The sequence below is a fragment of the Pedobacter nyackensis genome (assembly GCF_032678475.1).
GTDB lineage: Bacteria > Bacteroidota > Bacteroidia > Sphingobacteriales > Sphingobacteriaceae > Pedobacter > Pedobacter nyackensis_A.
Map to the genome: position 1 here is coordinate 175876 of NZ_JAVTSF010000003.1, position 19432 is coordinate 195307.

Annotated in this window: 20 protein-coding genes; 9 read left to right on the forward strand and 11 right to left on the reverse strand. The window is 38.9% G+C overall.

Annotated elements, in window-relative coordinates:
• Positions 1–22: 22 nt before the first annotated feature.
• Both ffh and R2Q84_RS11715 read left to right on the forward strand, forming a co-directional pair.
• On the forward strand, positions 23–1357 hold the full coding sequence (ffh, locus tag R2Q84_RS11710) for a signal recognition particle protein (RefSeq protein WP_316816729.1): 1335 nt from the start codon (positions 23–25) through the stop codon (positions 1355–1357).
• A gap of 143 nt (positions 1358–1500) precedes the next feature.
• Positions 1501–3039, forward strand: coding sequence for a YifB family Mg chelatase-like AAA ATPase (locus R2Q84_RS11715; RefSeq protein ID WP_316816730.1), 1539 nt, complete (start codon positions 1501–1503; stop codon positions 3037–3039).
• Here the strand turns inward: R2Q84_RS11715 and R2Q84_RS11720 are convergent.
• The 5 genes from R2Q84_RS11720 to R2Q84_RS11740 form a co-directional block, all read right to left on the reverse strand.
• Positions 3036–3314 (reverse strand): hypothetical protein, encoded by a 279-nt coding sequence (locus tag R2Q84_RS11720; protein ID WP_316816731.1) that lies wholly within the window; start codon positions 3312–3314, stop codon positions 3036–3038. The two genes, R2Q84_RS11715 and R2Q84_RS11720, sit on opposite strands and share 4 nt — an antisense overlap.
• A 32-nt stretch (positions 3315–3346) precedes the next feature.
• Positions 3347–4780, reverse strand: coding sequence for a hypothetical protein (locus R2Q84_RS11725; protein ID WP_316816732.1), 1434 nt, complete (start codon positions 4778–4780; stop codon positions 3347–3349).
• Positions 4781–4806: 26 nt separating this feature from the next.
• On the reverse strand, positions 4807–5400 hold the full coding sequence (locus R2Q84_RS11730) for a penicillin-binding protein activator LpoB (RefSeq protein ID WP_316816733.1): 594 nt from the start codon (positions 5398–5400) through the stop codon (positions 4807–4809).
• A gap of 31 nt (positions 5401–5431) precedes the next feature.
• Positions 5432–5827 carry a hypothetical protein gene (locus R2Q84_RS11735; protein WP_316816734.1) on the reverse strand — a complete coding sequence of 132 codons (396 nt, stop codon included), beginning with the start codon at positions 5825–5827 and terminating at the stop codon, positions 5432–5434.
• A gap of 135 nt (positions 5828–5962) precedes the next feature.
• Positions 5963–6559 carry a TlpA disulfide reductase family protein gene (locus R2Q84_RS11740; protein WP_316816735.1) on the reverse strand — a complete coding sequence of 199 codons (597 nt, stop codon included), beginning with the start codon at positions 6557–6559 and terminating at the stop codon, positions 5963–5965.
• A 255-nt stretch (positions 6560–6814) separates the two neighbouring features.
• Between R2Q84_RS11740 and R2Q84_RS11745 the strand changes: the two genes are divergently transcribed.
• From R2Q84_RS11745 to R2Q84_RS11755, 3 genes are read left to right on the forward strand one after another with little or no spacing between them, the layout of a single operon-like run.
• Complete coding sequence (locus tag R2Q84_RS11745) at positions 6815–7681, forward strand: TraB/GumN family protein (RefSeq protein ID WP_316816736.1); 867 nt, start codon at positions 6815–6817, stop codon at positions 7679–7681.
• Between the two features lie 3 nt (positions 7682–7684).
• A complete protein-coding gene (locus R2Q84_RS11750; protein WP_316816737.1) occupies positions 7685–8188 on the forward strand; it encodes a sigma-70 family RNA polymerase sigma factor in 504 nt (167 codons plus the stop codon).
• Positions 8178–8798 (forward strand): hypothetical protein, encoded by a 621-nt coding sequence (locus R2Q84_RS11755; RefSeq protein WP_316816738.1) that lies wholly within the window; start codon positions 8178–8180, stop codon positions 8796–8798. The genes R2Q84_RS11750 and R2Q84_RS11755 overlap by 11 nt, the downstream gene beginning before the upstream one ends.
• A gap of 2 nt (positions 8799–8800) precedes the next feature.
• Here R2Q84_RS11755 and R2Q84_RS11760 read toward each other — a convergent pair whose 3' ends face one another.
• The 3 genes from R2Q84_RS11760 to R2Q84_RS11770 form a co-directional block, all read right to left on the reverse strand.
• The gene (locus R2Q84_RS11760; protein ID WP_316816739.1) at positions 8801–10096 is read right to left on the reverse strand and encodes an outer membrane beta-barrel protein; all 1296 of its coding nucleotides are present in this window, start codon (positions 10094–10096) and stop codon (positions 8801–8803) included.
• The gene (locus R2Q84_RS11765) at positions 10093–10626 is read right to left on the reverse strand and encodes an RNA polymerase sigma factor (RefSeq protein WP_316816740.1); all 534 of its coding nucleotides are present in this window, start codon (positions 10624–10626) and stop codon (positions 10093–10095) included. The genes R2Q84_RS11760 and R2Q84_RS11765 overlap by 4 nt, the downstream gene beginning before the upstream one ends.
• Before the next feature lie 282 nt (positions 10627–10908).
• A complete protein-coding gene (locus R2Q84_RS11770; protein WP_316816741.1) occupies positions 10909–11610 on the reverse strand; it encodes a DUF4397 domain-containing protein in 702 nt (233 codons plus the stop codon).
• Between the two features lie 295 nt (positions 11611–11905).
• On the opposite strand from R2Q84_RS11770, the gene R2Q84_RS11775 reads away from it, so the two are divergent.
• The 3 genes from R2Q84_RS11775 to R2Q84_RS11785 all read left to right on the forward strand — a co-directional run bounded on the left by R2Q84_RS11775 (position 11906) and on the right by R2Q84_RS11785 (position 14347).
• On the forward strand, positions 11906–12370 hold the full coding sequence (locus tag R2Q84_RS11775; RefSeq protein ID WP_316816742.1) for a nucleoside triphosphate pyrophosphohydrolase family protein: 465 nt from the start codon (positions 11906–11908) through the stop codon (positions 12368–12370).
• Between the two features lie 165 nt (positions 12371–12535).
• Positions 12536–13594, forward strand: coding sequence for a sensor histidine kinase (locus tag R2Q84_RS11780; protein WP_316816743.1), 1059 nt, complete (start codon positions 12536–12538; stop codon positions 13592–13594).
• A 3-nt stretch (positions 13595–13597) separates the two neighbouring features.
• On the forward strand, positions 13598–14347 hold the full coding sequence (locus tag R2Q84_RS11785; protein ID WP_316816744.1) for a LytTR family DNA-binding domain-containing protein: 750 nt from the start codon (positions 13598–13600) through the stop codon (positions 14345–14347).
• On the opposite strand, the gene R2Q84_RS11790 is transcribed toward R2Q84_RS11785, so the two are convergent.
• Positions 14333–15259, reverse strand: a complete 927-nt coding sequence (locus R2Q84_RS11790; RefSeq protein ID WP_316816745.1) for a DUF6268 family outer membrane beta-barrel protein — start codon at positions 15257–15259, stop codon at positions 14333–14335. The two genes, R2Q84_RS11785 and R2Q84_RS11790, sit on opposite strands and share 15 nt — an antisense overlap.
• Positions 15260–15505: 246 nt before the next feature.
• Between R2Q84_RS11790 and R2Q84_RS11795 the strand changes: the two genes are divergently transcribed.
• The gene (locus R2Q84_RS11795; protein ID WP_316816746.1) at positions 15506–15880 is read left to right on the forward strand and encodes a helix-turn-helix domain-containing protein; all 375 of its coding nucleotides are present in this window, start codon (positions 15506–15508) and stop codon (positions 15878–15880) included.
• 385 nt (positions 15881–16265) lie between these two features.
• Here R2Q84_RS11795 and htpG read toward each other — a convergent pair whose 3' ends face one another.
• Positions 16266–18155 (reverse strand): molecular chaperone HtpG, encoded by a 1890-nt coding sequence (gene htpG, locus R2Q84_RS11800; protein ID WP_410478421.1) that lies wholly within the window; start codon positions 18153–18155, stop codon positions 16266–16268.
• Between the two features lie 173 nt (positions 18156–18328).
• Positions 18329–19402, reverse strand: a complete 1074-nt coding sequence (locus R2Q84_RS11805; protein WP_316816747.1) for a class I SAM-dependent methyltransferase — start codon at positions 19400–19402, stop codon at positions 18329–18331.
• Positions 19403–19432: the final 30 nt, after the last annotated feature.

Sequence of the window (19432 nt, forward strand, 5' to 3'; positions counted from 1 at the left end):
TGAACACTAAGCATTAAAGAAAATGTTTGAAAATTTACAGGATAAGCTAGATCGTGCGTTTAAAGTTTTAAAAGGACAAGGAAGCATTACAGAGATCAACGTGGCCGAGACCATGAAAGAGATCCGTAAGGCTTTATTAGATGCCGACGTAAACTATAAAACAGCCAAAAGCTTTACCGATGAGGTAAAAGAAAAAGCTTTAGGATTAAACGTATTAACGGCTGTTTCGCCAGGTCAGTTGCTTACCAAAGTAATGAATGACGAACTGACTGCCTTAATGGGCGGTGAGGTTACGGAACTTGACCTGAAAGCAAACCCTACCATTATATTGATTGCTGGTTTAAACGGTGCTGGTAAAACTACTTTTACCGGAAAACTGGCGAACTTCCTGAAGAGTAAAGGGAAAAAACCTATCCTTGTAGCTGGTGACGTTTACAGACCTGCGGCGATAGATCAACTGCAGATCCTTGGTGAGCAGATTGGTGTCCCTGTATATGCAAATACAGCATCTAAAGATCCTGTAGCCATTGCCATGGAAGGTATTGCTGAAGGTAAAAAACAACATAATAATGTAATCATTATAGATACAGCGGGCCGTTTAGCAATAGACGAGCAGATGATGAACGAGATCGCCGCTGTTAAGGATAGTACAAAACCGCATGAAATCCTGTTTGTTGTTGATGCCATGACCGGACAGGATGCGGTTAATACTGCTAAGGCATTTAACGACCGTTTGGACTTTACCGGTGTTGTATTAACCAAATTAGACGGCGATACACGCGGTGGTGCTGCTCTTTCCATTAAATCGGTAGTAAACAAGCCAATTAAGTTTATTGGTACCGGCGAAAAAATGGAGGCCCTTGATGTGTTCTATCCTGAAAGGATGGCTTCACGTATTTTAGGTATGGGTGACGTGGTTTCCCTTGTTGAACGTGCGCAACAGCAGTTTGACGAGAAAGAGGCCGCCGAACTTCAGAAAAAGATCCGTAAGAACAAATTCGACTTCAACGACTTCTATAACCAGATCCAACAGATTAAGAAAATGGGTAACATGAAGGATCTGATGGGTATGATCCCGGGTGTAGGTAAAATGATGAAGAATGTTGAGATTGAAGATGATGCTTTTAAAAATGTAGAAGCCATTATCCAGTCGATGACTAAATTTGAGCGTGAAAACCCCGACAGCATTCAGCAAAGCAGACGTCTGCGCATTGCCAAAGGCTCGGGTAATAAAATAGAAGAGGTAACCAAGCTGATTAAACAGTTTGAAGATATGCGTAAAGTAATGAAGCAGTTCTCTAATCCGGCTACAGCAGCAAAGATGATGAAGAACATGCCTAAAATGCCACAACGCTAAACATAATTACAACAACCTAACCGATCCCGGCCAATAATAGGCCGGGATTTTTTTTGCTCCATTTTTTAAAATACATAGTCATTTTTTACCAACGTAAGGTTAAATCAACATAGATTCACACTAGTGATACATACGATTAATTTATGCTGATAAAAACATACGGCAGCGCCGTTTTTGGTGTGAACGCTTTAACCATAACGATCGAGGTAAGCATAGGAGGAGGCAATAAGTACCATATTGTTGGCCTGCCGGATAATGCGATTAAAGAAAGTTTAAGGAGGATTGAAAGTGCTATACAATCTGCCGGGCTTAAAATGCCCCGGCAGAAGATTGTGATCAACCTCGCTCCTGCGGATATCCGCAAAGAAGGATCGGCCTATGACCTACCTATAGCCATAGGCATTTTAGCGGCCTCTGGTCAAATCGAAAGCTCAGAGGCAGACAAATACTTTATTATGGGCGAACTGTCTTTAGACGGCGGCTTACAACCTGTAAAGGGAGCACTACCTATCGCCATACAGGCGCGTGCAGCAGGATTCAAAGGTTTTATACTTCCCAAAGACAATTCACGTGAGGCCGCCATTGTAAGTGAACTGGAGGTTTATGGCATGCGCAACTTGCTGGAAGTAGCTGCTTTTTTTAATGGAACTGAAAAACCTGAGCCGATACTGGTAAACGCAAGGGATGAGTTTTTTAATCATGTAAGTAGCTATGAACAGGATTTTTCTGATGTAAGAGGCCAGGAGAACATCAAACGCGCATTAGAGATTGCGGCGGCCGGTGGACACAACCTGATCCTGATTGGCCCACCAGGGGCAGGAAAAACCATGCTGGCTAAACGCCTGCCGACCATATTACCCCCGCTTAATCTCCAGGAAGCTTTGGAAACCACCAAAATACATTCGGTAGCCGGAAAATTAAATGCTGCAGAATCCTTAATGACAGAGCGCCCTTACCGCAGTCCACACCATACCATTTCAGATATGGCCCTGGTTGGAGGAGGCGCAAACCCGCAGCCAGGAGAAATATCACTTGCCCACAATGGCGTGCTATTTTTGGATGAACTACCCGAATTTAAACGCAGCGTGCTGGAAGTAATGCGGCAACCACTGGAGGACCGCTGTGTAACGATTTCCCGATCTCGCTTAAGTGTGGAATATCCGGCCAGCTTCATGCTCATCGCGTCTATGAATCCATGTCCATGTGGGTTTTTCAATCATCCCGAAAAAGAATGTATTTGCGGATCTGGTGTTGTTCAAAAATACCTTAGCAAGATATCTGGTCCATTATTAGACCGTATTGATTTACATGTTGAAGTTACCCCGGTAAACTTTAATGAACTTACATCTGCGGTTGAAACGGAAAAGAGCGTCGTGATCAGAGAAAGGGTAATTGCGGCGCGAACGATACAGGATGCGAGGTTTAACACCAACAGCAGCCTGCACTACAATGCGCAAATGAGCCCTAATATGGTGCGTAACATTTGTAAAATAGACAACAAAGGTCAAACTTTAATTAAATCAGCAATGGAGAAACTGGGACTTTCAGCAAGGGCATACGACCGCATTCTAAAAGTATCCAGAACCATTGCTGACCTGGCAAAAAGTGAAGATATTAAATTGGAGCATCTTGCGGAAGCCATACACTATCGCAGCCTTGACCGTGATAATTGGTCCGGTTAATCCAGCAGATCTTCGTCCTCGTCGCTCTCTTCCATTTCGTCTTCCTCCTCATCCGGCACATAAGCAAGAATCGCCTTGCCTATGGCATTGATTTCTTCATCAGGCTCAAATAGAGGTAGAGCCGTTTCATCGTCGAGCTTTAACCATTGCTCCTCTGTGTCTTTTTGAATCTGAACATACTCTTTCCCGTCCTTAAAAATAACATAAGTATCATTACCTTCCGGAAATACGGCGTAATCTGTTGTTCCTATCGTAATGTCAAATGGTTCTTGCATAATATATTCTTTTATTAATTGTATTAAAAAGTTTAGCGTAAAGTTGAGTAATTATAAAACTGAAGCCTTCCTGTTCCTGTAATCTCTATGGTTTTTGTTTCTTCATCACCTGCCGAACTTTTTAGCTTTAGGGTAATCGTATTGCTCCCTTTTTGTAATGGTATCCGGGTATAATTAATATTAGCGGGTAAAGATTGCCAGTTCCTCGTATCCGCTTTCTCCGAAAGAAGACCATACAATTGCATGCCTATCCCCAATCCTTCGAGCAAAGAATTATCCTTACCGTCTTTCCCATTTCCTTTTGCACTTTGCCTCAATACATATTCTGCGCTCTTTTTAACTGCAAGTCGGGTTAGCACCTTACCCATTTCTTTCAAAAATCGTTGTTCGAGCGTTTTAAAAGCCAGTTCATTAATATCCTCAGCTTTCTCAAAGGAAACAACCTGCGCTCCGTTACTTAAAGTAGCAGCATTGTAATAAGGGGCACGTGCAATATATTTTGGATAGGTTGCCCTAAGGCTTTCAACGCCAGTCAGACTAAAATTATCGTTACTATAACTGTGATTAAAAGGAATAATGATTGTTCCGCCTAGATTGGTAAAGAATAGATCTCCATTACTGCCTTTAATCAGTGAAAAGAACAGCTCTTCCTGCTGTTTAACCGGTGCCATTCCATTTTCCCAGAAGAAAATCAGCTCACCACCTTCAGGCGCAGCCTCACGTTTATATTTAATTCCGAACAATTCTTCAAAGCGACTCAGTTCTGATCCAAAACCATTTAAATCAGCGGTTCTTAAAACATCCTGCTTGAGTTCTTCCGGCATTTTTGTTCCATAGTAAGTCTGATCTTTACTATTCAAATAAACTTCCGCCGCATTTCGATAGGCAATAAATGCATTATTTACATCCCGATCACGCTCATAAATCAGTCCCTGCAGCATTAAGGAGAAGGCATCTTTTGAATACCTGCTATCCTTATCATTAAACTTATCGCCCTGTTGCTGCGACTGTAAGCTAATCCGCCTGGCCTCTACAATAGCATCCTCACTTTTGTTCAAATACACATAATTTAGGGCTTTATAATAGTGGATCATAAATTTTTCAAAATCCTCTCCCTTATAACTTTGTGTCATTGGATTTACCAATGTACCCACAACCGCATCCATAGCTCCTCCAATACCATTTTCAAGCATTTGGTCGGCCTCATTAAAATATTGATTGCTGGCTTCGTACTCGCCAGCAAGGTGACTCGCTTTTCCTTTTTCCATCAGAAAAAGGAGTTTATTCCTTGGCTTTTGTAACAGCTTGTTCTTATCGAGCTCCTTAACCGCTTCGGCATAATTCCCCGCAGAAATTTGCTTATAATAAGACGCAATCATGTCATTATAGCTGGAACAGCCAAAAAGAAAGAGCATCAGTCCTAAAAAGAATGATGCTCTAAAAATATTCCTGCGGATTTGTATCATATGGTCGTTAGTCGGGGTATTCCCGACTAATTTTTAACGTATTTAGCTATTTTCTTATCGCCAATCCAAACTACTTCATTGGTTTGAATATTTGTAAGCTCCAGGTTCACCTGGTAATACACAACTTTTTTACGTTTATGAGAATCTACAATAGAGTTGATTGATCCCTGAAGAATATAATCTGCTCCGTTTTCCAATCCGAATTTTTTCATGGTAGACACCGTGGCATTATCCTGTTGATCAGCTTTCTCAGCACGTAATTCTTCTCGTTTTTTCCCTCCTTGCACCAATCTTACACGTTCACTTTTAATAAATGACTGCTCTACATCCTTAACAAATGTTTCTGCATCAATATGCTCATGACTTTTATTTTGCACCACACCAACAATTACAACAGGTCTTTTACCTTGTTTTTCTTCCAGGTGGCCTGACAGCCATTTACCGCCTAAAATAGTCTGGGTCATCTCTTCTGCAACCAATCTGGAGTCGGTATTGTTCCAGTTACCACTTACGTCAATGGCCTGATCAGTACTTACTCTGGTAACCTGGCGAGAACATGATGTAATTATCATTCCCGATACGGCAATGGCCGCGATAGTCATTATCTTTTTAATCTGCATTTTTTTAATATAAAGTTTTTAAGTGTGCTGTTTACCATCCCCAGGGCCTGCTATTACCCCAGCCATAGCCGATATAGCCCCCATAGCCAAATCGACCTCCAAAGCCATAATTACCATAGCTGATAGAGGGATAAAAATATGGGCTTCCATAGTAATAGCCACCATTAAGGTTCAATTGAAAGTTTCTTTCTCTCCTTAGCTTCCTGCGTTCTTCTCTGGCTTCGTACCAGTCATAAGCTTTGTAAGTGCTTTGAACAGTTGAACCCTGATTGCGATTTAAAGAATCTGCAAGTTCAATATACTTAGCCCTGCTTTCCTGATACCTGGGATTCTGATCATTTAACAGATCCGTCTTTTGTGCATAACCAGTCGTTGTAAGGGCCAGGCCAGCAATGCAACTCATTATAAAAATCAAATTCCTTTTCATTGGTGATATGTTTTAAAAAATCAGACATCAATCATACCAAACTCAGTGCTTTCAGCACGACATACTATAAATTTACAGAAATTTTAACTTTCTGTGATGGTTTCTCCAATTTAATCATAAGACGTAAACAACCGCCTAAATGTTACTTGCTTTTAGCTTTTTTATAAAGTCAATAAATTTTTTACTTGCATAGTTTGCGGCTCCAACTTCATTATAAGAAACCCGACCTAGTTTATCAAATACCACAGTAGTTGGCAACGATCCTTTAAAAATTGATTCCGGTACGTTACTGGCAACCTGGTATACAGGTAATTTGTACCCTTTTTTGTCCATATACTTTTGTGATTTCGCAAAATCACTATCTGCGTCAACTAAAATAAAAACAACATCCTTATCATCTTTAAACTGTTCGTACAACTTGTTCACTGATGGCATCTCGGCCAGACATGGCGGACACCAGGTAGCCCAGAAGTTTAAAAATACAACCTTGCCTTTCAAATCTCCCAGATCGACGATTTTACCTGAAGTATCCTTAAATTTAATACCGGAAAGATCTGCTGCTTCTGCAGGAGCAGCATTTTCATTAGTGTTCTTAACGTCCGGGCTAAAAAGTCCGATCTCCATCAGCCCTCTTATCATAAAAGCCTTCGCCGATGGCACAAGAATTAATACCAGAAAAATGCCTATGATTAGTGCGTTTATAATGTTCTTTTTATTCAAAATCTTTTTCATCTATCTAAAGCGCTTTTTGTAAAGCTACAAGATTATGATCTGAACTAACGTTCAGGAAATCGCTTTTGACATTTCATTGTTAAACTTATTCGTATTGTTACAATACTACATGTCAAAAAAGGGCCCGCGCACACAGATTAAAAAAACTAATAATCAACCAATTACAATAACAACGAATATTTTTTCAAAAAAACTGTAACGAATAATCCCCGACAAATACTTACTCTATGAAAAAACATTAAAACCTATTATATTATGAAAACAATATTAAATACTATCGCTGTTATTGCTACCTTTCTATTTACACTTCACGTAAAGGCACAACAAAAATCAGCTAACAAATCTCTACTATGGGAAATAACCGGAAAGGGACTAACCAAACCTTCGTACGTTTATGGCACCATCCATATGATCTGCGAGCCAGATTTTGTATTGCATGACAAAACAAAAAAAGCACTGAGTACTGCAGATGAACTCGTATTGGAGTTAAACTTTACCGATCCAGCTGAGCTTGCTGATGTTCAAAAAACCATGACATCTCCGGTTCCTTTAAGTAAGAGATTAAGTCCCGCTCAATACAGGTTACTGGATTCTGTTCTCGCTTTAAAAGCAGGAATACAGCTACAGACAATGGATCAGTTAACGCTAATTGCTTTAAGTAGTATTGCCATATCTAAAACACTTCCATGCACAGAAATCAAATCATATGAATTTGAATTTGTTAATTTAGCAAAGGCACAGCACAAATCATTAGGAGCATTGGAAACCGTAAAACAACAAACAGCCTATTTCTCAAAAGCATATACTGATGAGTCACTAATAAAGCAAATTGCTAATTTCGATGATTACAAAGCTGTATTTGGACAACTGATCAATGCCTACAAAATGGAAGATCTTACTAAAATTGAAGCTATACTGAAAGATGAACGTTTTGGGAACACAGAAGAGAGTGATAAATGGCTGTTACAAGTTAGAAATGCAAACTGGGTAAAGCGGATGCCTCAGATGATGGAGCACAAAAGTTGCTTCTTTGCAGTAGGTGCGGGTCACTTGCCTGGAAAAGAAGGCGTCCTACAGTTATTAAAGGCAGAGGGTTATACCGTAAAACCAATATTCAACTAAGGTTTGGGAACAAGAGAGAACGAATTTCTTGAACAAGTAGAAACCCACAAAGGAATTATACACAAGATTTCAAGGATGTACATGGATGATGAAGATGATCAAAAAGACCTGTTTCAGGAAATCATCTGCCAGCTCTGGAAGTCATACGATTCCTTTAATCACCAAAGCAAGTTCTCATCATGGATGTACAGAGTGGCGCTAAACACAGCAATTGTATACTTCAAAAAGCAAAAGCGAAAAGAAGATGCTTATGCTACAATTGCCAATGAAATAGAGATTCCGTCAGATGATGCAGAAACAAAAGAGATACAGCTGGCCCACTTTTACAAGGCATTACAGCAGCTGGACAAAATAGAAAAAGCTTTGATGTTCTATTTCCTTGAGGACTACTCGCACAAAGAAATAGGAGAAAGCCTGGGGATTAGTGAGGGAAATGCAAGAGTAAAACTAAACAGAGCAAAAAATAAATTAAAAGAACTTATAAAGAAACAAGGATATGAATTTTGATGATATAAAATCTGCATGGGATAAAGCCCCGGAGGGCAAGGTAACAGTACCGAAAACGATCGATGAATTAAAGCATGCAGCCCTCCCTTTGGACAAGATCAAAAGAAATATGAAAAAGGAGCTTCTATTACAAATTGCCGCAATTATCTTTCTTGCTTTTGTACCTCAGATATGCAATTACAAACCAAGCCTGAACCTCCCTTTTTATTCAGTGTACATTTTACTGGTAATTACTTCAATTTATTTCTTCGGTCGCTTTTATTTCTTTTACAAACGAATTAGTACGATTTCTTTAAATACAAAAGATGCATTGTATGAAGTTAATTACGACATCAGACTAAATATGGAGCTGTATAAAATGTTTTGTTATATGCTGTTCCCTTTTCTTTTTATCCAGGTCGGACTATATCTGATTAATGAAAGATATGATCATTTTGTTAACCTTATCCAATCTGGAATTCCTGAACATTCGTTTTATTTGTTCTTCATTGTTTTTACGGCGGTAGCCTTCACGTTATTGCATTTCAGCGCAGTATATTGGCTAAAGGCTTATTATTCAAAATATGCCAATGAGATTGAAGATATATTAAAACAACTGAAAGAAGAATAAGGTTAAAAGTCAAATTTCAACCTTACACCTGTGCCAATTAGGTACAGGTTTTCTTTTGTGAATTCTTTCATAGGCAGCTTCATGAATGGCTCTACAGAAAAAGCCTTGCTTCCTGATATTTGCTGTTTAAAGCCGAAAGAAACATTGTAGAAGCCTAAATATTTGTCGCCTCTGATTTCCCCTGTAGGAACAGGTTCAGAAACCGTTTTTTCCTGAAAAACAGCTTTAAACCCTGCAACATTTGATTCATTAGTGGGAACATATTCAACCCCTCCCTGTACATAGTTATTGTTTTGTTTTTGATTCAAAACCGCAAAAGCCGATACCCCAACATTCGTATAAAACTTTTTAGACAGGTGATACTTAAGTCCAAGTGGAATATCGATTCCCACCAGGTTCGCATCGACAGATTTTAGGTTTTTGGTACTACTGGCCATCGTCATCGGAGGCCCCGGTGCATCCATCATACGATTATTTCCCCCAATACTTTTTGTTGCTGCCATCTCATTATAGGATATCCCTGAGCTTATCGAAATTTTATCAGACAGGGCATAATCCATACTCAAACCATAGCCCATGTTTAATTTTTTACTGTTACCCATCGAAGGCGCTACCATTAGCCCCATTTCCCACTTATCGCCTTTTTTGGCTGAAGACTTTAATGCCGCAACAGCACTATTCGACTTTACTTCTGCATCTAAAAACTCTTCAAAACTGCGGGGTTTATTAGTTTTAGCCGAATCTTTTTCATTCGCAACCGCTTTAGCTACCACTTCTGAAGTGGCCACAATTACCTCTTTTTTATCACCAAATCCGTTTACTTTAGGATTTGACGGAATGCCCGGCGCATCTGAAACTACAGGCTGAACTATTGGAACAACCGCTCTTGCATTTGTTACAGAAGGCTTAGTTACAACGATTAAGGGATCATTTGGAACATTGCTATTTGTTCTCTGCTCCACTATATTTCTATTCTCAGTTATTTTCGTTTCCAGATTTTCAATGGCAGTCAAAGGGGCTGTTTCTGATCCTTTAACCACATCTGTATTTTGTTTGGAAGCGTTATTATTTACCTGTTGTGGTAATTCATTGTCCTGTGTTTTATCCGCGGTATAAAATAAAGTGAAACCAATTAAGAGCACCGCAGCAGCGCTACTTAATCCTGCAAACCAAATCCATCCTGTCCTTTTCCTTTCCTTTTTCTCAAAGCGTTCCCAGGCACCAGGAGTATATGCCTCCTCGTGCTCAGCTAAGCTTTCCTTTATGTGAGCAAACAGCTCGTCCTCTACCGGTTTCATATTCTTCGGATATTTTGAATTGTTGTCGGTTCATATGAACTCATCAGAGAGCTTTTATACAACTCTCTCAACTTATTCTTTGCTCTTGTTAAATAAACCCTGCAAGAGCTTTCAGGGATGGTTAGCATTTTTGAAATCTCTTCATGCGAAAAGCCTTCAATTTCATACATATTAAATATTAGTTTATGTGTTTCGGGAAGCTTACCTAATAGCTTCATAATGTCCTGTACATTTAGCTGCGAAATAGCATTTAGCTCAGTAAGGGGCTGTTGTTCTTCTGCAATATCATCAACATATAAAAAAGTCCGTTGACTTCGTAAAAAATCTATCGCTGTCCGGGATGAGATTCTGGCAATCCAGCCTTTAAATGCCTTTTGTATCTGATCGCTATATTTTGGTGCATTAAACTGACTTATACTTTTAAATATTTTGACAAAGCTATCATTTACAAGCTCTTCCGCATCATTTCTATCGTTCACATAACGTAAAGTTACTCCCATTAAATAGCCGTAGAATGATTTATATATCATCTCCTTACACTTACTGTCGTTCCTTAAGCACCCCGCTATAGCGTCCTCAAAATTGAGCATCCTGTCTTTATTTCTGCAATTAAGGGTTAGTTCAGATTATTGTTAATTTGCATATTTCGAACTTTTAAAATTATAACAATTTAGAAGACATTTCGTTTAGCTAAATAGTCCTGAAACAACTTAACCCGCATTTAAAAATAAGCTGCAGGTTAATTCATAACATCAAACGTTTAATAGAGGATATTCCGTATATGACAGAATATCCTCAAATATAAACAGATATTATTTGTGTGTGTAAATTGCTGCTCCTAATTTTAAGCTATCAATAGTTGCGGTTGAAACTCCTTTAGCATAAATAGTATAAATCTTACCTGCCTCAATTTTAACATTTGGCAATGTTGTTTTAACAACATCCGCGGCTTTAATATTAAATGTTACGCTTGCTCCCGGATCAACCGATGTAAACGCTGTATACTCATAAAATGCTTTATTGGTAAACAAGTCAGTTTCTTTTCCATCAACCCTTAAACTTAATGCCGGAGCATCAGAACTTAAATTGATGAAACGAACTTTAGCTTTATCAGCAGCAGGAGCGCTTAAATCATCTTCAGTTAAAAGATATTTTTTAGTATTTGTATTTAATGTATCCAATACAAAAATAGAATATCCTACACCCGAAGCCAGGTTAAACCGCTCTGAAGCTATCGCCTTATTAGAACCTCTTTTGGTTAAACTGAATGCCCGGTTTCCTGGGAATAAGTTTAAATAGTCAATTTTACTATTAAATTTTAATGCGGGTTTGTTAGCTCTTGTCTGATCAATATAAAAATCGAGAGAATCCGGGGATGCGAAGGCATTGATAATAGAAAGGCCAGCTACCTGTTGAGGCTCATATCTATCTTTTGAACATGCAGCAAAAACTACTGACACGGCAACTACGGCAATAAAGGTTTTAAATATCGTTTTCAAATTTGCGTTTTTCATCGTTATATACTTTTAAGTGTTTAAGAAGCGAACTCTTTTGCATGTTGATACATGCGCGGTTCATACTTCAGTTTTTAATCTTTTAAAACAAAATGTTAATGGCCATTAACTGTTTTTCCTCTTAAAACGAGGCCTGATACAAAAACGCTACAGTACATCGTATTTTTTTTTCACGTATCTTATTCCGATATCCTATGCTAATTTTTTAGCAACTGAAGAACTTCAATTTTAATCCTTTAATTTTGGTGCAGAATTAATATGTGTAAATTTATACAACAACATAACCCTTAAAAAAATGCAGGAAACAAATTCACTAAATCAGGTAGCAGAGTTTCATAAAACATTTAAGCACCCTATAAAAGAGACACCGGGTATTCCCGCCATTGAAAGAGCAAACCTGAGAGTTTCTTTACTTGCAGAAGAACTTAACGAATTGAAACAAGCTATAGAACAGAATAACTTTGTTGAAGTAGCTGATGCGCTGTGTGACTTGCAATATGTCCTCGCTGGAGCGATCCTTGAGTTTGGCCTGGCAGATAAATTTAAAGCCCTTTTTGATGAGGTGCACCGCTCTAACATGAGTAAGGCATGTACGTCTGAAGAAGAGGCCAATAAAACGATCCAGCACTACAGAACAACCCAGCAATGCGATGCTTATCATAAAGAAGAGGATTCCTTGTTCCTGGTTTACAGAACCAACGACAATAAGACTTTAAAATCCATCAATTACTCTCCTGCAGATTTGCAAAGCATTCTTTAAGCAATTTCTTAAGCAGGGAGTTTTTCCCTGCTTAACCTTCTTTTACTGCTAGCTGTCAAAATTTAATCGCCGTTCATCAAAATATTTGAACACTTGCATTTTAATTTCTCTTATTTGGAGACCGTTCATTAAAATGAATCTCTCATTTCTTTATATTTTATAATAATGAAACAAGTCTCTTTCAATAAACATTGGTTATTTATTTTCACCTTCTGGCTTATCCTGGGGGTTACTGTATGGGCACAGGAAATCAATGATTTCCCTTTTTATTCCGCGCTCATACAATCGATCACTGTCATTATCTCTTCTGCAACAATTGCCCATACATTGAGTGATATACTACTTCCCAAAGCATTGGCGTCAGGACAGATGAATCATTTCGTTGTTCAATTCGCATTGATGACTTTATTATTATCGCTTATTTTTACGGGGCTTACGATGACTGCATATTGGTACTCTATAAAAGATACACCACTGGACAGTAAGAAAAAACTACTTACTTATGGCACGTTCTATGTCCGTCTATATAGCTCAGTCCCCTCAGCCTTATTGATTAATGCAACAGCATGCGGACTTAGATTTTACCAGGAACATAACCAGATAGAGAAAAATCATTCTCTCTTACAAAAGGAGCATCTCGAAGCACAGCTAAGGATCCTTCAGGATCAGATCAACCCACATTTAATGTTTAATGTTTTAAACCACATTCATATTTTAATGCAAAAGAATGTTGAACTGGCCTCTGCCCTCCTCATTAAATTTTCTGATATCCTGCGCTATCAGCTTTACGAATGCAACCAATCACACGTATTGCTAGACCGTGAAGTCCAATACCTAAAAGACCTGGTAGCGATAGAAAAAATTAGATGGGGTGAGGAACTAAAAGTAGAATCTATCTGGAGTATCGCCGACAGAAAGAGAGCCATCGCTCCTCTTTTACTGGTCCCTTTTGTAGAAAATGCCTTTAAACATGTATCCCGACTGCCAACAGAGAAAGGGTTTGTAAATTTGGTATTGAAACAGCACCATCATGAACTTAAGTTTAAAATAGAAAATTCTAACTCGCCAAGACCTGCCAGAAAGGACAATAGTCATGGCCTAGGCCTTGAAAATGTTCAAAAAAGATTAGACTTACTATACCCTGGACGCCACAAACTCCTCATAGAAAAAACAGATAAACTATTCATAGTATCACTAACCTTGCATCTCGAGCAAAAAGATTAATTTATGGAAACAACCTCAACCAATAAGACAAAAGGCCTTATTTTGCAATGCCTGGTAATAGACGACGAGCCTGTAGCGAGAGAAGGAATTGTTGACTTTATCGCAAAAGTCGACTTCTTACAGGTTGCTGGTACTTGTGCTACTGCGATGGAAGCATCAGCATATATACAAAAAGGTAATATTGACCTTTTGTTTCTGGATATCAATATGCCCTACCTTTCCGGATTGGAACTACTGGAGTCACTAGAAACTCCACCAATGACCATATTAACGACGGCCTATTCTGAGCATGCCCTGGAGGGGTACAGATTACAGATTGTAGACTACCTGCTGAAACCAATTACTTTTCAGCGTTTTTATCAGGCATCCTTAAAAGCCCGGCAATTGCATATGATGAGCAGTAGATCAAAAAACGTACAGCCTACCGATACATTTTTATATGTCCGCCAGGGAGATGGATTTCAAAAAATATCCTGGGTAGATATTCTATACATCGAAGCCATGCAGAATTATGCCATTTTACACTTTAAAAATCAGGAATTGGTTATTCATCAAACGATGATATCCCTGGAAGAGAGCCTTCCCAGGGACAATTTCTTTAGGATTCACAAGTCTTACCTGATCAACATCGCACATATTGATTCCGTATCAGGGGGACGGGTCTTTATAAATGGCAATGGGCTACCAATTTCCAGAACCCGCAGGGATGACTTGTTAAAAGAAGTCGTTTACACAAAACTACTTAGCCGATAATGCTTTAGAAAAATTCCAGGAAAGTCCGACAGCTCCGTACGCAGTAGTTGTAAACCTCGGACTTGCCTGGTCTATCGTCTTAAACATATCTTTCAGCTTTCTACTCTGGAGATCAAAAGAACGAACAAGTGTACTTCCTCCTGTAACTGAAAATGTTAAATATTTACCAAGTTTGACCTCCGGTCTGAGTCCTGCTACAATCTGTTGATACCCCAGTAACATCGATTTATTTTCTTTGTTTACTTCGGCAGTCATCCCACTCAGTTCAATAACCGTTTTAAGCTGAAAGGTTTTGCTCAATTGAACACCAAAATCCAATCCTTCGGGCAGGTTAATGTGAAGCTGATAACGTCCTTTGGTTACCCAATCAAAGTAAATTCCAGGCAAAACCATGGGTATGCCAAATGTATTAGTAACAACCGGGCCAAATCCAAAGGCGAGTGTGGGCTTAAAATGCTTCACGAACAACACGCCTCCCTGGGCAAGAAAATCCTTAGATGTAATCTCTTCCATATCCGTATATACTCCGATCGACGCCATCGCTATTATTGACCAGGTTTTACCTAGTGGCCGGGAATGGATTAATCCAACCTGAGCATTGAGCATCCGGGTGGGGAAAAGTTTTTCATCATAATCACGATTGGTTATTGTAGCATAGGATCCTTCCATTAACAAGGCCCAGGCTTTTGCACGCCCAAGGGTATCCATTTTGGTATAAAGAGGAATGCCAACTGCTCCTTGCACACGCTTAAAATCACTGGTCGATCCCGTTTTAAGGCTATCAATAGGTCTCACATAGTTTGAAAAAGGAACATACTCTGCCTTTAGCTTCCCCGAGACCCCTATTTGCGCATTAGTTTTTAAATGAAAACCTAATCCAACAAGGATTAAGTAATAATGTAAGTTCTTCATATTTTCTGATTCGTTTATAAATCACTTCGAAGAACGTATTACAAATACGGCAGGTAAAAACTATTTGACCATCGGTACTGTCGTTTTGATAAAAGGTTGTTCAAACCTGATCTAATTTCTTTGCAACAGGCTAAAAATAGCCTTTAAATGCTTATAGACAGAGATGTCGTAAAAATGCCGTAAACAAGTCGTAAAGAAAAAATAATAACTTGCTTTAGTTTTGACTCCGAACTAAATAACGACACAATGAAGAATACCGAATTAGCAAAGAAAATTAAAGAGCTACGGACCAGAAAAGGATTGAGTCAGGACGAGCTGGCCATAGCCTCTCAGCTGAATTTACGAACGATTCAAAGAATTGAAAGCGGCGAAACAGAACCCAGAGGCGATACCTTAAAACGCATGGCAAAAGCTTTGGAGGTTACGTCTGATGAACTGATCGACTGGGCCGAAGAGGAAGATCCCACAATGTTAATGTTCTTAAATATATCCGCATTGAGTTTTATTGTTTTCCCTATACTAGGCGTAATTATCCCCTTAGTTTTATGGGTATCAAAAAAAAATAAAATCAAAAATCTAAACACAACCGGAAAAAGGTTACTAAACTTTCAAATCTCCTAGTGTATCGTCGTATTCTTCATTTACATCGTACTCGTAGCATCAGCAATATTCCATATACCCATTTTCCCCAAATACATTTCCATATTTAATATGAGAGGTGGGGAATTATTAATTCTACTCATCCCTTTATTATACATTATAAATACAATCCTAATCCTTTTTAACGCCACGAGAAGTTATCAAAACAAAAATGTCATCTATCAGCCCGCTATTCCATTTTTAAGATAGCACTGGCTTTAAAAAAGCCCGGTAATAAAAAAGGGTGTACTACATTTTTTGCAGTACACCCTTTTTTGTGAAGAAAAAATTACCTTCTCAGAGGAGGCCTCAGGCGCTTTTGCTTTTTCAGCAAAAGATGCCAGACTCCGAAGAGAACGGTCATTTTTTAAATTAATTCAACACTTCTGCTTACAAAAGCAGTCAAATCCGCTCCAGTTAACATTCCTTGAGCAAGTAAAGCTAAATCTACAGCCTGTTTAGCCAGTACACCTTGCTCTTCTTCATTATCAGTAGCAATGATCTTTCCAATCAACTTATGGTTACCATTGATGGCTACTTTGTAGCTATCCGGCATACTGCCATAAAAGCCCATTCCGCCGCCCATTGCTGCCATATCTTTCATACGACGCATGAACTCATCCATCGTTACCGTAACCGGCAACTCTTCGGGGTTCAGGCCTACGATCTCTACATGGTAACCTGGTTTATTAATCGCTTTATCAAATATCTCAGCAACCTTTTTAGACTGATCTTCTGTCAATACCGACTCCACGTTCTCATCTTTATCAATCAGTTTACTAGCTACACTTGAATCAACGCGTTTTAAAGCCGTTTTTTCCAGTTTCTGTTCTAACTGACTAATGAAATGATTATCGATTGGAGAATCCATTAACAATACGTCATAATCCTTTTTATTGGCCGACTGGATAAAGCTATCCTGTTTCGCAGGATCATTTGCGTAAATGTAAACTACCTGTCCATTTTTATCAGTCTGGTTGTCTTTAACCCTTTCGCGATACTCTTCTAATGTAAAATGTTCTTTCCTGGTATTGGTTACCAATGCAAAGTCTTTAGCTTTTTCATAGAATTTCTCTTCGCTTACCATACCATATTTTACAAACAGACCAATATCGCTCCATTTTTCTTCGTATGCTTTACGGTCTTTATTGTACAACTCCTGCAATTTATCAGCAACTTTCTTAGTGATATAGCTGTTGATCTTTTTAACATTGCTATCTGCCTGTAAGAAACTTCTGGAAACGTTTAATGGAATATCCGGAGAATCAATTACCCCGTGTAACAACATTAAAAACTCAGGAACGATGTCTTTTACCTCATCGGTAATGAATACCTGGCGAGAGAATAATTTGATCTTATTACGCTGCATATCAAAATCATTCTTCACTTTAGGGAAATACAATACTCCTGTTAAGTTGAAAGGATAATCCACATTTAGGTGGATCCAGAATAAAGGTTCTTCTGAGAATGGATACAATTGTTTATAAAAATCCAGATAATCTGCGTCTGACAAATCTGCAGGTGCTTTTGTCCAGATTGGATTGGTTGTATTGATAATATTATCAACTTCTACACTCTTGGTTTTTGCTTTTCCTTCTTCATCTTCACCATCTGGTTCCTGTACTGTTTTTGTACCAAACTTAATTGGTACCGGCAGGAATTTACCATATTTATCCAGAATTTCTTCCAGCTTATGTTTGCTTAAGAACTCTTCAGATTCTGCATTAACATGTAAAATGATCTGCGTACCTCTGGTAGTCCTGTTACCTGCAGTAATTTCATATTCAGTACTACCATCACAAACCCAACGGGCAGGCTCAGCACCATCCTGATAAGAAAGGGTTTGGATTTCTACAAGATCCGCCACCATAAATGCAGAATAGAAGCCTAAACCAAATTTACCAATGATTTCGTTGGCATCTTTTGCATCTTTAAACTTCTCAACGAACTCGCTGGCGCCCGAAAAAGCAACCTGATTGATGTATTTTTTTATTTCCTCTGCAGTCATACCCAAACCATTATCTGTAATGGTGATGGTCTTCTGCTCCTCGTCTACAGCGACCTCTACAAGTGGGTTACCCAGCTCGCCGCTGTACTGTCCGAGTGCTGCTAAACGTTTAATTTTTTGTACCGCGTCAACGGCATTTGATACAAGCTCTCTTAAAAAGATCTCGTTATCTGAATACAGGAATTTCTTGATGATTGGGAAAATGTTCTCCGTGTGAATGGATATGCTTCCTTTTTCTTCTATGCTCATATATAAACTCATTTTTAAGTACGTAACACACCTATCAATGCTTATTCCAAACCACCTTTGTTGTCAAATTGACAGTATTTAAATGAAAAACCTATCTACTAAAAACAAGAAAGGGCAGCATCTTTTCCATGCAACCCTTTCTCTAACCGTTTTCTATGATTTTAATAGGGAAACTAGTCTCTTATCTCAAAAACACGGTTAAATGGTGTCTCGGTAGCTCTTTTAAAATGTTTAAAGCCCCCATTTCTGGCTACTTTTTCTAATTCCTCATCTGCGGCGACAGTACCAAGAGCAAACCCTCCGGTGGCTAGCGCATTAGGAGTACAACACAACACAGATGCTCCAGAATAGACTCTACCAACAGGATTGAAATTTTCTTCTGTTTTTCTTCCCGCCATTGGTTCAACAGCCATTATCACGCCATCTTTTCTAAGCATTTTTTTACAGTGTTTCAATACGCCTGTCGGATCGCCCATATCATGTAAACAGTCAAAGAAAGTAATAAAATCGTACTGCTGACCATTAAAGTCTGCAGCTCCTGAAGCCTGAAATGTAACATTTTTCAATTTTTTCTCCTTAGCGTGGGCCCTGGCTTTTTTGATAGATGGCTCATGGTTATCGAACCCAAAGAAGTGTGATGATGGAAAAGCTTCTGCCATAAGTATAGTAGATACACCATGGCCACAGCCCAAATCGGCGACAGCTATACCAGACTCCAACTTATTTACGATACCATTAATGGCCGGTAACCAGCTAGTCATTAAATTACCTAGATATGAAGGTTTAAAAAACCGCTCTGTTCCGTCAAACAAATCATGGTGGTGTTCGCCCCATTTCATTCCCCCACCTTTGAGGAAATTACTTTTAATTCGATCCTCTGCTTTTGTTAGCCCATTTATAATTTGAAAGCCCCCTGCTACATAAAAAGGGCTTTCCTCATCTGTAAGTGCAACAGCATGCTCATCCGGCAAGATATACTTCCTGGCTTTTGCATCGTATTCAATATATCCTCCTGCCGCCTGATTAATCAACCACTCACGAACATAGCGTTCACTTGTACCTGAACGTTCTGCCACTTCTTCACTACTTAAAGGACCAGCGTGTGCCATCGCTTTATAAAGCCCTAATTTGTCTCCTATAAAAGCAAGAGATACACCCAATGCCGCACCAAAATCAGTAATTACCCTACCAAGAAAAGCCTCAACTTTCTGAACGTCAATTTCACTTGATACCAAAGTGCTATTCATGATCTTAAATATTAGGTTTACAATAAAATA

Coding starts and splice junctions, on each gene's coding strand:
- ffh (WP_316816729.1), top strand. CDS start 23: ATGTTTGAAAATTTACAGGATAAGCTAGATCGTGCGTTTAAAGTTTTA.
- htpG (WP_410478421.1), bottom strand. CDS start 18,155: ATGAGCATAGAAGAAAAAGGAAGCATATCCATTCACACGGAGAACATT.
- R2Q84_RS11790 (WP_316816745.1), bottom strand. CDS start 15,259: ATGAAGAACTTACATTATTACTTAATCCTTGTTGGATTAGGTTTTCAT.
- R2Q84_RS11770 (WP_316816741.1), bottom strand. CDS start 11,610: ATGAAAAACGCAAATTTGAAAACGATATTTAAAACCTTTATTGCCGTA.
- R2Q84_RS11755 (WP_316816738.1), top strand. CDS start 8,178: ATGAATTTTGATGATATAAAATCTGCATGGGATAAAGCCCCGGAGGGC.
- R2Q84_RS11765 (WP_316816740.1), bottom strand. CDS start 10,626: ATGATATATAAATCATTCTACGGCTATTTAATGGGAGTAACTTTACGT.
- R2Q84_RS11720 (WP_316816731.1), bottom strand. CDS start 3,314: ATGCAAGAACCATTTGACATTACGATAGGAACAACAGATTACGCCGTA.
- R2Q84_RS11775 (WP_316816742.1), top strand. CDS start 11,906: ATGCAGGAAACAAATTCACTAAATCAGGTAGCAGAGTTTCATAAAACA.
- R2Q84_RS11795 (WP_316816746.1), top strand. CDS start 15,506: ATGAAGAATACCGAATTAGCAAAGAAAATTAAAGAGCTACGGACCAGA.
- R2Q84_RS11740 (WP_316816735.1), bottom strand. CDS start 6,559: ATGAAAAAGATTTTGAATAAAAAGAACATTATAAACGCACTAATCATA.
- R2Q84_RS11780 (WP_316816743.1), top strand. CDS start 12,536: ATGAAACAAGTCTCTTTCAATAAACATTGGTTATTTATTTTCACCTTC.
- R2Q84_RS11745 (WP_316816736.1), top strand. CDS start 6,815: ATGAAAACAATATTAAATACTATCGCTGTTATTGCTACCTTTCTATTT.
- R2Q84_RS11715 (WP_316816730.1), top strand. CDS start 1,501: ATGCTGATAAAAACATACGGCAGCGCCGTTTTTGGTGTGAACGCTTTA.
- R2Q84_RS11730 (WP_316816733.1), bottom strand. CDS start 5,400: ATGCAGATTAAAAAGATAATGACTATCGCGGCCATTGCCGTATCGGGA.
- R2Q84_RS11725 (WP_316816732.1), bottom strand. CDS start 4,780: ATGATACAAATCCGCAGGAATATTTTTAGAGCATCATTCTTTTTAGGA.
- R2Q84_RS11805 (WP_316816747.1), bottom strand. CDS start 19,402: ATGAATAGCACTTTGGTATCAAGTGAAATTGACGTTCAGAAAGTTGAG.
- R2Q84_RS11735 (WP_316816734.1), bottom strand. CDS start 5,827: ATGAAAAGGAATTTGATTTTTATAATGAGTTGCATTGCTGGCCTGGCC.
- R2Q84_RS11785 (WP_316816744.1), top strand. CDS start 13,598: ATGGAAACAACCTCAACCAATAAGACAAAAGGCCTTATTTTGCAATGC.
- R2Q84_RS11760 (WP_316816739.1), bottom strand. CDS start 10,096: ATGAAACCGGTAGAGGACGAGCTGTTTGCTCACATAAAGGAAAGCTTA.